The sequence below is a fragment of the Streptomyces sp. NPDC059567 genome (assembly GCF_042735655.1).
Taxonomy (GTDB): domain Bacteria; phylum Actinomycetota; class Actinomycetes; order Streptomycetales; family Streptomycetaceae; genus Streptomyces.
Map to the genome: position 1 here is coordinate 1 of NZ_JBHWBS010000116.1, position 12,540 is coordinate 12,540.

General features: G+C 70.5%; 14 protein-coding genes and 1 tRNA gene. 6 read left to right on the forward strand and 9 right to left on the reverse strand.

What is annotated here, in order from left to right:
• Positions 1-66: 66 nt before the first annotated feature.
• Complete coding sequence (locus ACFVZW_RS32815) at positions 67-714, reverse strand: hypothetical protein (RefSeq protein ID WP_384529159.1); 648 nt, start codon at positions 712-714, stop codon at positions 67-69.
• A gap of 47 nt (positions 715-761) precedes the next feature.
• On the opposite strand from ACFVZW_RS32815, the gene ACFVZW_RS32820 reads away from it, so the two are divergent.
• Positions 762-950: a DUF5703 family protein gene (locus ACFVZW_RS32820; RefSeq protein WP_005319466.1), complete on the forward strand. Its 189-nt coding sequence runs from the start codon at positions 762-764 to the stop codon at positions 948-950.
• Between the two features lie 50 nt (positions 951-1,000).
• Here the strand turns inward: ACFVZW_RS32820 and ACFVZW_RS32825 are convergent, their stop codons facing one another.
• From ACFVZW_RS32825 to ACFVZW_RS32835, 3 genes are all read right to left on the reverse strand, one after another.
• Positions 1,001-1,774, reverse strand: coding sequence for a chaplin (locus ACFVZW_RS32825; RefSeq protein WP_384529162.1), 774 nt, complete (start codon positions 1,772-1,774; stop codon positions 1,001-1,003).
• Between the two features lie 173 nt (positions 1,775-1,947).
• Positions 1,948-2,181 (reverse strand): chaplin ChpH, encoded by a 234-nt coding sequence (gene chpH, locus ACFVZW_RS32830; protein WP_384529165.1) that lies wholly within the window; start codon positions 2,179-2,181, stop codon positions 1,948-1,950.
• A gap of 166 nt (positions 2,182-2,347) precedes the next feature.
• Positions 2,348-3,673: a M20/M25/M40 family metallo-hydrolase gene (locus tag ACFVZW_RS32835; RefSeq protein WP_384529168.1), complete on the reverse strand. Its 1,326-nt coding sequence runs from the start codon at positions 3,671-3,673 to the stop codon at positions 2,348-2,350.
• 209 nt (positions 3,674-3,882) lie between these two features.
• Between ACFVZW_RS32835 and ACFVZW_RS32840 the strand changes: the two genes are divergently transcribed.
• Positions 3,883-3,970 (forward strand) — tRNA-Leu (locus ACFVZW_RS32840).
• Between the two features lie 90 nt (positions 3,971-4,060).
• On the opposite strand, the gene ACFVZW_RS32845 is transcribed toward ACFVZW_RS32840, so the two are convergent.
• Positions 4,061-4,447, reverse strand: coding sequence for a hypothetical protein (locus tag ACFVZW_RS32845; RefSeq protein WP_384529170.1), 387 nt, complete (start codon positions 4,445-4,447; stop codon positions 4,061-4,063).
• 151 nt (positions 4,448-4,598) lie between these two features.
• Here ACFVZW_RS32845 and ACFVZW_RS32850 point away from each other — a divergent pair, with 151 nt between their 5' ends.
• Positions 4,599-5,525, forward strand: a complete 927-nt coding sequence (locus tag ACFVZW_RS32850; protein WP_384529172.1) for a pseudouridine synthase — start codon at positions 4,599-4,601, stop codon at positions 5,523-5,525.
• On the opposite strand, the gene ACFVZW_RS32855 is transcribed toward ACFVZW_RS32850, so the two are convergent.
• The 4 genes from ACFVZW_RS32855 to ACFVZW_RS32870 form a co-directional block, all read right to left on the reverse strand.
• Positions 5,509-6,138, reverse strand: a complete 630-nt coding sequence (locus ACFVZW_RS32855) for an MBL fold metallo-hydrolase (protein ID WP_384529175.1) — start codon at positions 6,136-6,138, stop codon at positions 5,509-5,511. The two genes, ACFVZW_RS32850 and ACFVZW_RS32855, sit on opposite strands and share 17 nt — an antisense overlap.
• The gene (locus tag ACFVZW_RS32860) at positions 6,138-7,223 is read right to left on the reverse strand and encodes an S-(hydroxymethyl)mycothiol dehydrogenase (RefSeq protein ID WP_384529178.1); all 1,086 of its coding nucleotides are present in this window, start codon (positions 7,221-7,223) and stop codon (positions 6,138-6,140) included. The genes ACFVZW_RS32855 and ACFVZW_RS32860 overlap by 1 nt, the downstream gene beginning before the upstream one ends.
• A 135-nt stretch (positions 7,224-7,358) precedes the next feature.
• Entirely contained in the window at positions 7,359-8,825 is a 1,467-nt protein-coding gene (locus ACFVZW_RS32865) for an amino acid permease (protein ID WP_384529180.1), read from the reverse strand.
• A 193-nt stretch (positions 8,826-9,018) separates the two neighbouring features.
• Positions 9,019-9,720, reverse strand: a complete 702-nt coding sequence (locus ACFVZW_RS32870) for a FadR/GntR family transcriptional regulator (RefSeq protein ID WP_383294770.1) — start codon at positions 9,718-9,720, stop codon at positions 9,019-9,021.
• A gap of 139 nt (positions 9,721-9,859) precedes the next feature.
• Here ACFVZW_RS32870 and ACFVZW_RS32875 point away from each other — a divergent pair, with 139 nt between their 5' ends.
• The 3 genes from ACFVZW_RS32875 (at position 9,860) to ACFVZW_RS32885 (ending at position 12,418) form a co-directional block, all read left to right on the forward strand.
• Positions 9,860-10,384, forward strand: a complete 525-nt coding sequence (locus ACFVZW_RS32875) for a gluconokinase (protein ID WP_384529183.1) — start codon at positions 9,860-9,862, stop codon at positions 10,382-10,384.
• Positions 10,385-10,450: 66 nt separating this feature from the next.
• Complete coding sequence (locus ACFVZW_RS32880; RefSeq protein WP_384529186.1) at positions 10,451-11,848, forward strand: GntP family permease; 1,398 nt, start codon at positions 10,451-10,453, stop codon at positions 11,846-11,848.
• A gap of 144 nt (positions 11,849-11,992) precedes the next feature.
• Positions 11,993-12,418: an ASCH domain-containing protein gene (locus ACFVZW_RS32885; RefSeq protein WP_384529221.1), complete on the forward strand. Its 426-nt coding sequence runs from the start codon at positions 11,993-11,995 to the stop codon at positions 12,416-12,418.
• Positions 12,419-12,540: the final 122 nt, after the last annotated feature.

Consider the following 12,540-nt stretch of genomic DNA (forward strand, 5'->3'; position numbering starts at 1 on the left):
GGGCGGGACACCGTGTGGGTGTCCCGCCCTCCGCCGTACGTATGCGCGCGGCCGCGCCCGTCAGGGTCAGGCGTCCTGCTGCTCCATGCCGTCGTCCGGTTCGTCGTCGAAGACCGCGCTGACGTCGAAGCGGCAGACGATCTGCTCGGGATCGGCGTGCTCGAAGGGAGCGTTGAGCCACTCCCCCGGATCGGGGAGCTCCTCCGCGGCCGAGACCCAGAGGGTGGAGTCGCCCTCCTCCAGACCGAACTCCTTGTGCCGCGATGCGATTTCGTCCGGTTCGTACTCCCCGAAGAGCACGCCGAGGGCGGCGTGCGTGCTGGCGCCGACGACGGGGGCGGCGTCCGCGCCGTCCTCGTCGCCCTCCAGATCGGCGATGCGCTGGGCCTGGGCGAGCAGCCGCTTCGGCTCCACCACCGCGTAGTCGCGACGGATCAGCACGCTGAGGGCGTGCGGCTCCTCGGGACCCGCGTACGGCGGCAGCGAGTCGTCGGCGCCCGGGATCTCGAAGGGGGTGACCTCGTCGTACCGGTCGTAGAGCCGCTCGTCGTACGCCTCGGCCGCCGCCGCGAGGGCGTTGAAGGCTTCGTAGACGGCCGGGTCGTCGTCCCCCGAGCGGCGCTCGACCGCCTCGAGGTGACGGTCCAGTGCGGCTTTGACCGCCTCGGCGGCGGCACGTACCTCGGCAGCGGTGGGCTGCGCAGCATCAGACATGGGACGCACGCTATCCGTACCGGGCCCGTGCCCGCACAATAGATGCGATGCCGGAATACGAATTTGTCGACGTGTACGTGCCCCGCGGCGTCTCCCGCAAGGAGGCGACGCGGCTTCTGACCGACCATGCCGAGTACGGGCACTGGGAGTTGGACCGACTGAGCCTGCATCGGGACGGCAGCCGCAGGGTGCGGCTGCGCCGGCGCATCATCCGTCAGGTCCGCGCCACCTGGTGAGATGAGACGGGGCCCCGCCGTGCGGGGCCCCGTTGCGTCGCGCGGCCGTCCTAGGCGGAGCGGCGGGCGCGGCGGTAGAGCAGCGAACCGGCGAGCAGCAGACCGCCGCCGGCCGGGAGGATCATCCCGAGCGGACCGGAACCGGTCTCGGCCAGCTCCTCGGTCGAACCGGGCTGCGTGATCGTGTGCGCACCCGGCGCGTTCGGCGTGCCGGGGCCGCCGGGCTGGCCCGAGTCACCGGGGTTGCCCGGAGTCCCGGGGTTGCCAGGCGTGCCCGGGTTGCCCGGGTTGCCGGGATTCCCAGGGTTGCCGGGGTTCCCCGGATTCCCAGGGTTGCCCGGATTCCCGGGGTTGCCCGGATTCCCGGGGTTCCCGGGGTTGCCGGGGTTCCCCGGGTGGGTGGGCTCGACGCCGTTGCCGCACTCGTTGCCGAACGCCGGGTTGATGCCGCCGATGACCGTGACGCTGTTGCCGCATGCGTTGACCGGGACGTCGACCGGCACCTGCACGGTGTTGCCGGAACCGACGCCCGGCGACTTGCTGGTGCCGCCCCCGGCCGAGGAGCCGCCACGGCCTGGCTTCGAGACGTTGGCGCACGTGTTGCCGAAAGCCGGGTTGATCAACCCGATGACGCTGATGGTGTTTCCGCAGGCGTTGACCGGAACGTGAACCGGAACCTGGACGGAGTTTCCGGACGCGACGCCCGGGGAATTCGAGGCCTTGCCGTTCGCACCCGAATCGGCATTCGCATAACCACCACCGAGGGCGATGACGCCGCCCGCGGCCGCAATGGTGATCAGACCTTTGCGCGTGACCTGTCGCATAGTTGTTCCCTGCCTTCTCGGCTTCTGCCTTCCGACATTCGGAGCCGCCGAGCTGTGGAAGAAGAGGGCCACCGGGCACGACGCCCGGGGCGGAAATGCCCACCGGCCCCGGAGCGCATGGCACGCACTCCGGGGCCGGACTGGCTCAGACCCTCACGGGTCGAGGCACAACGTCAGGCGTTGATGCAGGTGTTGCCGAAGGTGGGGTTCAGCAGCCCGACCGCGGAGATCGTGTTGCCGCACACGTTCACCGGGATGTGAACCGGCACCTGGACGACGTTGCCCGAGAGCACGCCGGGGGAACCGATGGCGGCACCCTGGGCACCCGAGTCGGCAACGGCCATGCCCGCACCCGCGAGAACGAGACCGCCGGTGGCAGCCGCAGCAGCGACGACCTTCTTGATCATTATTCCTCCTTGTTGGCAATGCGATCCCAGCCGCGGACCGCACCACCTGTAACGAGGGGGAAGTTATGGGGCTACGAGCGTATGAGCGCATTCACTCTTTCCGGTCACATGCGCACACGCGGCCGAATATCGGAAGGCGCCACGGAAAGCGTGACGGGGGGGCGGCTCAGGAGGCGTCGATGAACCGGTCGAGGACGCGAACGCCGAACTTCAGTCCGTCGACCGGAACGCGCTCGTCCACGCCGTGGAACATCCCGGCGAAGTCCAGCTCCGGCGGCAGCTTGAGCGGTGCGAAGCCGAAGCAGCGGATACCGAGGTCGTCGAAGGACTTGGCGTCGGTGCCGCCGGAGAGCATGTACGGCACGGCACGCGCGATCGGGTCCTCGGCCTTCAGGGCCAGCTGCATCGCGTCGACGAGGTCGCCGTCGAAGCTGGTCTCCAGGGCCTTGTCCCCGTGTACGTCCTCGCGCTTGACCCGCGGCCCGAGGATCCGGTCGAGGTCGGCCAGGAACTCCTCCTCGTAACCGGGCAGGAACCGCCCGTCGACGTGCGCCGTGGCCTGGCCCGGGATGACGTTGACCTTGTACCCGGCGCCGAGCATGGTCGGGGCGGCGGAGTTGCGCAGCGTCGCGCCGACCATCTTGGCGATGCCGCCGAGCTTGGCGAGCGTCGCCTCCATGTCCTCGGGGTCGAGCGGGGTGCCCAGCGCGTCCGAGAGCTCGTCGAGGAAGGACCGCACGGTCTTGGTGACCCTGACGGGCCACTGGTGGCGCCCGAGCCGGCCGACGGCCTCGCAGAGCTCGGTGATCGCGTTGTCCTTGTTGGTCATCGAGCCGTGGCCCGCGGTGCCGTCGACGGTCAGCCGCATCCAGTGCATGCCCTTCTGGGCCGTCTCGACCAGGTAGAGCCGCAGGTTCTCGTTGACGGTGAAGGAGAAGCCGCCGACCTCGCCGATCGCCTCGGTCACCCCGTCGAAGAGGTCCCGGTGGTGGTCGACCAGGTGCCGGGCGCCGTACGTGCCGCCCGCCTCCTCGTCGGCGAGGAAGGCGAGGACGATGTCGCGCGGGGGCTTGCGGCCGCTGCGCATCCGGTCGCGTACGACCGCGAGGGTCATCGCGTCCATGTCCTTCATGTCGACCGCGCCCCGGCCCCAGACGCAGCCGTCGGCGACCTCGCCGGAGAAGGGGTGGTGGGTCCAGTCCTCGGCGTTGGCCGGCACGACGTCGGTGTGGCCGTGGATGAGCAGGGCCGGCCGGGAGGGGTCCTCGCCCTCGATCCGGGCGACGGTGGAGGCCCGCCCCTTGTGCGACTCGATGATCTTCGGCTCGAGTCCGACCTCCGCGAGCTTCTCGGCGACGTACTCAGCCGCCGCCCGCTCGCCGGGGCCGGAGTGGTCGCCGTAGTTGCTGGTGTCGATGCGGATGAGGTCGCGACACAGGTCGACGACCTCGTCCTCGCCGGTGACGCTCCGGGCGGTGTTCGACTCGCTCACGCTGCTTCCTCCCACTACGTGCCCCACGTGCTTGCTGGTGGTCGCCCCCATCCTCCCGCGCCGGGGGCCCGGGACCCAAGGGCGGCCCTCGGCCGACATGCGGCCGTCACACGGTTCCGGCCGGAACGGGGGTGGTGATCGGCCACTCCGAATGTTTGCTATGGTTTTCCACGTCGGAACGGCCGAGCGGCCGGAAAGACAGACACCTTGTCCGGGTGGCGGAATGGCAGACGCGCTAGCTTGAGGTGCTAGTGCCCTTTATCGGGCGTGGGGGTTCAAGTCCCCCCTCGGACACCACACGAAGTCCCCGTCGAGATCTTCTCGACGGGGACTTCGGCGTTCTCCCGGAGGCCGGCGGCCGTGGCGCCTGCGCCCGGCCGGCGACGGTCAGCCGTTCTCGACGGACGGTCGGGCCGCCGGGATGCGTGGTCCGTCCACCTTCACGTACATGTCGTTCCGCACGGTGCCGGTGTCGCCGTCCGCCTCGGCCGCCTCGCGCAGGAGCGTGGCGAGGGAGTGGGCGAACTCGGGGTCGTTCTCGGCCAGTTCCTGGAGGTGGTCCTCGACCGCGCCGCGCCGCTTGGCGTTGTCGGGCTGGTCCTGGAGGCGGCGCAGGGCCCCCTCGGCGACCGGGTCGCCGTCGAAGCGGGCGGCGACGGTGTCCCGGAGGCGGCGCAGCCGGCCGGTGGCGGCGGTCTCGGCCTCGGCGCCGGCGAGGTGTTCGGCGTAGCGGGCGATCAGTGCGACGACTGTGTCCGCGGCGAGCGGTTCCATGCGGCCCCCTAGGTGTCAGCGGCAGTGTGCTCCTTCCCCCGCGTACGGGTCGCTACGCGGCGTGAAGGGGTGCTCGCTCTACGCAGTTCGGCCGAGGCGGGTGCTCGGCGGCCGGCGTAGGGAGGCGTAGAGAGGTGGTTACCGTGGTGCGGTGAGACGCAGAACGAAGGCTCCGGTGGCGCCGCTCCCCCAGCGGGACGGCATCGATCCCGTGCGTGTGCGGCTGCCGGAGGATCCCGACGGGGCCTGGGTGACCGTCGGGGATCATCTGCGGGCCCGCTTCGGGGGTGCCGTCGGGGTCGTGCGGGTCGAGGAGATGCTCGCGGGCGGGCGGTTCGTGGGGACGGACGGGCCCTTGGACGGCGAGGAGCCGTACGCCGCCGGGCTGCGTCTCTGGTTCCACCGGGACTTTCCGGCGGAGGAGCGGGTGCCCTTCGAGATCGAGGTCGTGCACCGGGACGAGCGGATCCTGGTCGTCGACAAGCCGCACTTCCTGGCGACGATGCCGCGCGGGCGGCATGTGACCGAGACCGCCCTCGCGCGGCTGCGGCGGGAGCTGGGGCTGCCCGCGCTGCAGCCCGCGCACCGGCTGGACCGGCTGACGGCGGGGCTGGTGCTGTTCATCGTGCGGCCCGAGGACCGGGGGGCGTACCAGACGCTGTTCCGCGACCGGTCGGTCGGCAAGGAGTACGAGGCGGTGGCGCCGTACGACCCGGCGGTCGCGCTGCCCGTGACGGTGCGGAGCCGGATCGTGAAGGAGCGCGGGGTGATGGCCGCCCGGGAGGAGCCGGGCGAGCCGAACGCGGAGAGCCGGATCGAGCTGGTCGAGCACCGGGAGGGGCTCGGGCGCTACCGGCTGCTGCCGGCGACCGGGCGCACCCATCAGCTGCGGGTGCACATGAACGCCCTGGGGCTGCCGATCCTGCACGATCCGGTCTATCCCGTGGTGCGCGAGGACGGGCCGGAGGACTTCGCGCGTCCGCTGCAACTGCTCGCGCGGACGCTGGAGTTCACCGACCCGTTCTCAAGCACGCCGTTGAGGTTCGAGAGCCGGCTGCGGCTCAGTGGCCTCGGCTGATCCACTCCTCCAGGTGCGGGGCCTCGGCGCCGATGGTGGTGGTGTCGCCGTGGCCGGTGCGGACGACCGTCTCCGGCGGGAGGGTCAGCAGCCGGTCGCGGATCGAGTCGACGATCGTGGGGAAGTGGGAGAAGGACCGGCCCGTCGCGCCGGGGCCGCCCTGGAAGAGGGTGTCGCCGGTGAAGACGGTGCCCAGGTCGGGGGCGTGGAGGCAGACCGCTCCGGGGGCGTGACCGGGCGTGTGCAGGACCTTGAGGTCCGTACCGGCGATGGTGAGGACCTGACCGTCGGCGAGTTCGCCGTCGGGGGTGTGGTCGGGGTGGGTCTGCTTCCAGAGCGGATGGTCGTCGGGGTGGAGCAGGATCCGGGCGCCGGTGGCGGCGGCGAGGGCCGGGGCGGCGTCGATGTGGTCGTTGTGGGCGTGGGTGCAGACGATCGCGCGCAAGGTCCGGCCGTCGAGCGCGGCAAGGATCGCGGCGGCGTCATGGGCGGCGTCGATGACGATCGCCTCCGTGTCGTCGCCCACGATCCAGACGTTGTTGTCGACGTCCCAGGTGCCGCCGTCGAGGCTGAAGGTGCCGGAGGTGACGATGTGGTCGATCCGTGCCGCCATCAGAGGACCACCACCGAGCGCAGGACGTCGCCCTCGTGCATCCGGGCGAAGGCCTTCTCGATGTCGCCGAGGCCGATGGTCTCGGTGACGAAGGCGGCGAGGTCGATGCGGCCCTGCTGGTGCAGGTCGATGAGCATCGGGAAGTCGCGGGAGGGCAGACAGTCGCCGTACCAGGAGGACTTGAGCGAGCCGCCGCGGCCGAAGACGTCCAGGAGCGGGAGTTCGAGCCGCATCTCGGGGGTGGGGACGCCGACGAGGACGACCGTTCCGGCGAGGTCGCGGGCGTAGAACGCCTGCTCGTACGTCTCCGGGCGGCCGACGGCCTCGATGACGACGTCGGCGCCGAAGCCGCCGGTGAGCTCGCGGATGGCCTCGACGGGGTCGGTGGAGCGGGAGTTGACGGTGTGGGTGGCGCCCATCCCCCGCGCGGTCTCCAGCTTGCGGTCGTCGATGTCGACGGCGATGATCCTCGCCGCGCCGGCGAGGCGGGAGCCGACTACGGCCGCGTCGCCGACGCCGCCGCAGCCGATGACGGCGACGGTGTCGCCGCGGCCGACGCCGCCGGTGTTGATGGCAGCGCCGATGCCGGCCATGACGCCGCAGCCGAGGAGCCCGGCGACCTCGGGGGCGACGGACGGGTCGACCTTGGTGCACTGGCCCGCCGCGACCAGGGTCTTCTCGGCGAAGGCGCCGATCCCGAGAGCCGGGGAGAGCTCGGTCCCGTCGAGCAGCGTCATCTTCTGCTTGGCGTTGTGGGTGGCGAAGCAGTACTGGGGGCGGCCGCGCAGACAGGCCCGGCAGGCGCCGCACACGGCACGCCAGTTGAGGATGACGAAGTCGCCGGGGGCCACGTCGGTGACGCCCGCGCCGACCGACTCGACGATGCCCGCCGCCTCGTGGCCGAGGAGGAAGGGGAACTCGTCGTTGATGGCACCCTGTTTGTAGTGGAGATCGGTGTGGCAGACCCCGCATGCCTGGATCTTCACCACGGCCTCGCCCGGGCCGGGGTCGGGAATCACGATCGTCTCCACCCGCACGGATTCGTTCCTGCCGGGGGCGACGACCCCCTGGACCTGCTGCGCCATCGGGTACTTCCCTTCCTCGGTAAGGCTCTTGGGTACCACTATCTCCTGACAAAGGGCGAGACCCCCGCAGGTTCTGCCTGCGGGGGTCTCTTCACCCGTGGGGGGTGTAGGTGGGGGCGTACGCGGTGGGAGCCGTCAGTCCTTGTACGTGGCGGCGGTCGCGCGGACCCGCTTGCGCACCAGGAACCAGCCGCCGACGAGCAGGAGCCCGATCAGCGGGAGGCAGTTCACGGTGGTGCGGCTGATGCCGCCGTCCATCCACATCAGGACGAGGACGGAGCCGAGGAAGACCAGCGTGACGATCTGGGTGTACGGGGCCCAGGGCAGCCGGTAGCCGGGGCGGGTGACCCGGCCTTCCTTGGAGCGGTTCACGAACAGCAGCGAGCAGACCATGATCATGGCCCAGGTGCCGATGATGCCGATGGAGGCGAAGTTCAGGACGAGCTCGAAGGCCTCGCCGGGCATGAGGTAGTTCAGGCCGACACCGAGGACACCGAAGGCGGCGGTGAGCAGGATGCCGCCGTAGGGCACGCCGCCCTTGTTCATGACGCCGGTGAACTTGGGCGCGGAGCCCGACAGCGACATGGAGCGCAGGATCCGGCCGGTCGAGTAGAGACCCGAGTTCAGGCTGGAGAGCGCGGCGGTGAGGACGACCAGGTTCATGACGCCGGCGGCGCCGGGGATGCCCAGCTTGTCGAAGACCGTGACGAACGGGCTCTGGTCGCCGGAGTAGGCGGTGTACGGCAGGAGCAGCGCGAGGAGGACGACGGAGCCGACGTAGAAGAGGCCCACGCGCCACATGATCGAGTTGATCGCCTTCGGCATGATCTTCTCGGGGTTCTCGGTCTCGCCGGCGGCGACGCCGCACAGCTCGACGGAGGCGTACGCGAAGACGACACCCTGGATCAGCAGCAGCATCGGCATGACACCGCTGGGGAAGATGCCGCCGTTGTCGGTGATGGTGGAGAGGCCCGGGGTGTGACCGCCGACGTCGTGCGACGTCACGATCAGGAAGATGCCGATCAGCATGAAGGCGACGAGCGCGCCGACCTTGATGATCGCGAACCAGAACTCCATCTCGCCGAAGTACTTCACCGAGATGAGGTTGGCGGCGAGGACGACCGCGAGGGCGATCAGGGCGAGGATCCACTGCGGGACGTCGCTGAACATGGCCCAGAAGTGGGCGTAGGTCGCGGCCGCGGTGATGTCCGCGATGGCGGTGGTCGACCAGTTGAGGAAGTACAGCCAGCCGGCCGTGTAGGCACCCTTCTCGCCCATGAACTCACGGGCGTAGGAGACGAAGGCGCCGGAGGAGGGGCGGTAGAGGACCAGCTCGCCGAGGGCCCGCACCACGAAGAAGGCGAAGACTCCGCAGACCGCGTACGCGATGAACAGGGACGGTCCGGCGTTGGCCATGCGGCCACCGGCGCCGAGGAAGAGGCCGGTGCCGATCGCGCCGCCGATGGCGATCATGTTGATGTGCCGGGACTTCAGGTCCTTGCGGTACCCGGCGTCTCCGGCGTCTACGTGGGGGGACGCTCCGGATGCCGTCGCCGGTGGCGTGGCGGACAGCGTGTCGGCCGCAGGGGTGCGGTCACTCATGGAGTTGTTCGCCTTCGTGAGGGGGAGGGTCTGTGCGGTACCCGGCCGCGCGCGTGGAGGTCGTCCACGGCTCTCACGGCCAGCGCACATCGTCACGGCAAGGCGGGATTTCAGCAGTGGCCAATGTCACTGAACGCCCTTATTTGAGCTACTTCTGAGGTTCCTCCAAGCGAATGCCTGGGATCGGAAGGTCTTACGGCGCGAGAACGTCCAGTTCCTTGAGCGCGCCGACCGCGATCTGCCGGGTCAGCTCCTCGGCGCGGACCGCGTCCCTCTCCCGTACCGCCTCGGCGACCTGGACATGGAGGGTGACGGCGGCCGGGTCGGGGTCCTCGAACATGACCTGGTGGTGCGTACGGCCGGTGAGCACCTCGGCGACCACGTCGCCGAGCCGGGCGAACATCTCGTTGCCGGAGGCGTTGAGGACGACCCGGTGGAAGGCGATGTCGTGCACGAGGTACGCCTCCAGCTGCCGGCCGCGCGAGGTGGCGACCATGCCGAGCGCCTGCTCGGTCAGCTCGCGGCACTGCTCGGGGGTGGCGTGGACGGCGGCGAGTCCGGCGGCGACCGGCTCGACGGCCGAGCGGAGCACGGTGAGCGAGCGCAGCTGGCGGGGCCGGTCGGCGCCGGCCAGGCGCCAGCGGATGACCTGGGGGTCGTAGACGTTCCACTGCGCCGTCGGCAGGACGATCACGCCGACGCGGCGCCGGGACTCGACGAGGTGCATGGATTCCAGGACGCGGACGACCTCGCGCACGACCGTGCGGGAGACGTCGAAGCGCTGGGCCAACTCGTCGGTGCGCAGCACGCTGCCGGGCGGGTACTCCCCCGCGGTGATCGCGAGACCCAGGGTGGCGAGGACGTGCGGATGGAGCCCCTGGGCCGGTGTCGTCATGGGGGTCAGCCTACGCGGGCACCAAGATCGGGAACAAAAAGTATGACTTTAATGTCACACGCTCTTGAATACGTCGTACCCAATGGGTTTCATGTGGGCGACGGAATCGATGTCGAAGAAGACAGCGAGGCACCACCTCATGAGCACCACCTCCCCGACGGTCGCCCAGGTCGTCGTCGTGATGGGCGTCGCCGGCACCGGCAAGACGACCATTGGTCCGCTGGTCGCCGACGCCCTCGGCGTCCCCTACGCCGAGGGCGACGATTTCCATCCGGCGGCGAACGTCGCGAAGATGTCGGCCGGCATCCCGCTGGACGACATGGACCGCGGCCCCTGGCTCGACGCGATCGGCGAGTGGGCGCACGGCCGGGAAGGTCACGGCGGGGTGGTGAGCAGCTCCGCCTTGAAGCGGATCTACCGGGACCGGCTGCGAGCGGCCGCCCCGGGCGTGGTCTTCCTCCATCTGACCGGCGACCGCGAGCTGATCGAGAGGCGGATGAGCGAGCGCAAGGGGCACTTCATGCCGACCGCGCTGCTCGATTCCCAGTTCGCCGCCCTGCAGCCGCTGCAGGACGACGAGGCGGGTGTCGCCGTCGACGTCTCCGGCTCCCCCGAGGAGATCGCCGCCCGGGCGGTCGCCGCGCTGCGCGAGTTCGCCGGCTGATCTCCGTACGACCGCCGCCGTACCCCGTCCCCCTCCTGCCCCCACCCGTCCCCTAAGGAATCAACCGTGACCAGTCTCAGCGTCGAGATGCTGGCAGCGGACGCCGTCGAGCCGATCACCTCGGCCGGCAACGCCCAGCTCGGCATAGCCGTGCTCGCCGGCATAGCCGTCATCGTCCTGCTCATCACCAAGTTCAAGCTGCACGCCTTCCTGGCGCTGACCATCGGGTCGCTGGCCCTCGGCGCGTTCGCCGGAGCCCCGCTCGCGGCGACCATCGACTCCTTCACGGCGGGCCTCGGCAAGACCGTCGCCGGCGTGGGTGTGCTGATCGCGCTCGGCGCGATCCTGGGCAAGCTGCTCGCCGACTCCGGCGGCGCGGACCAGATCGTCGACACGATCCTCGCCAAGGCGAGCGGCCGGTCCATGCCCTGGGCGATGGTCCTCATCGCCTCCGTCATCGGTCTGCCGCTCTTCTTCGAGGTCGGCATCGTGCTGCTGATCCCGGTGGTCCTGCTCGTCGCCAAGCGTGGCAACTACTCGCTGATGCGGATCGGCATCCCCGCCCTGGCCGGTCTGTCGGTCATGCACGGGCTGATCCCGCCGCACCCCGGCCCGCTGGTCGCCATCGACGCGCTGGGCGCCAACCTCGGTGTCACGCTCGCCCTGGGTGTCCTGGTCGCCATCCCGACCGTGATCATCGCCGGTCCGCTCTTCTCCAAGTACGCCGCCCGCTGGGTGGACATCCCGGCCCCCGAGAACATGATTCCGGCGCGTCCCTCGGAGGACCTGGAGAAGCGCCCCGGCTTCGGCACCACCGTCGCGACCGTCCTGCTGCCCGTCGTCCTGATGCTGGCCAAGGCGCTGGTCGACATCGTCGTGGACGACCCGGACAACGGTCTGCAGAAGGTCACCGACGTCATCGGCTCGCCGCTGATCGCGCTGCTCGCGGCCGTGCTCGTCGGCATGTTCACGCTGGGCCGCGCGGCCGGCTTCACCAAGCAGCGGCTCTCCTCGACCGTCGAGAAGTCCCTCGCTCCGATCGCGGGCGTGCTGCTGATCGTCGGCGCGGGCGGCGGCTTCAAGCAGACGCTGATCGATGTCGGCGTGGGCCAGATGATCCTGGACTTCTCCAAGAACTGGTCGATCCCGGCCCTGCTGCTGGCCTGGCTGATCGCCGTGGCGATCCGGCTCGCGACCGGCTCGGCGACCGTGGCGACGATCTCGGCGGCCGGCCTGGTGGCCCCGCTCGCGGAGGGCATGGGCACGAGCGAGACGGCGCTCCTGGTGCTGGCGATCGGTGCCGGTTCGCTCTTCTTCAGCCACGTCAACGACGCGGGTTTCTGGCTGGTGAAGGAGTACTTCGGGATGACCGTCGGTCAGACGATCAAGACCTGGTCGGTGATGGAGACGATCATCTCGGTCGTCGGCATCGTCTTCGTCCTGCTGCTGTCGCTGGTGTTGTAGCCACGGCCCCGACTCCCCCGCACACGGACCGGGTCCGGATGCCTCCCGAGGCGACCGGGCCCGGTCCTGTGCTTGCCGCCGCGTGCCAGACTTCGGGGCATGGAGCAGACCGAGAGCGCCGAACAGGTGGAGACCCGCGAGCCGGTGGAGGACCCCGAGTCCCTCAAGCCCTTGGCGCTGGCCTTCCCCGGGCCGCTGCGCGACCAGTTGGTGGCCGCGGTCCTGTCGGGCGAGAAGACCTCGACGACGGGCCTCATGGTGGAGTACGAGGCGGAGGGCGAGGAGCTGCCGCGCGTCGGCGAACGCTGGGCCCTGCTCGACTCGGACGAGCGGCCGGTGGCCGTGGTGGAGACCACGGAGGTACGGGTGCTGCCCGTCGGGGAGATCGACCTCCCGTTCGCGATCGACGAGGGCGAGGGGTACACGACGGTCGCCGAGTGGCGGGATTCTCATGACCGGTTCTGGCACGGCGCCGAGATGCGGGATTTCCTCGGGGACCCGGAGTTCACGGTGACCGACGCGACGATGGCCGTCGCCGAGCGGTTCAAGGTCGTACGCCGGCTGGGCTGAGGGCCGTAGGGCTGTGGGGGGGGGCCCCCGGGGGCGGCCCCCCCCCCCCCCCGGCGCCGCCCCAACACCGCCGGGGCCGAGCCCCCCGACCCCCCGCGCACCCGCCCCGCCCGGGGCGGCGC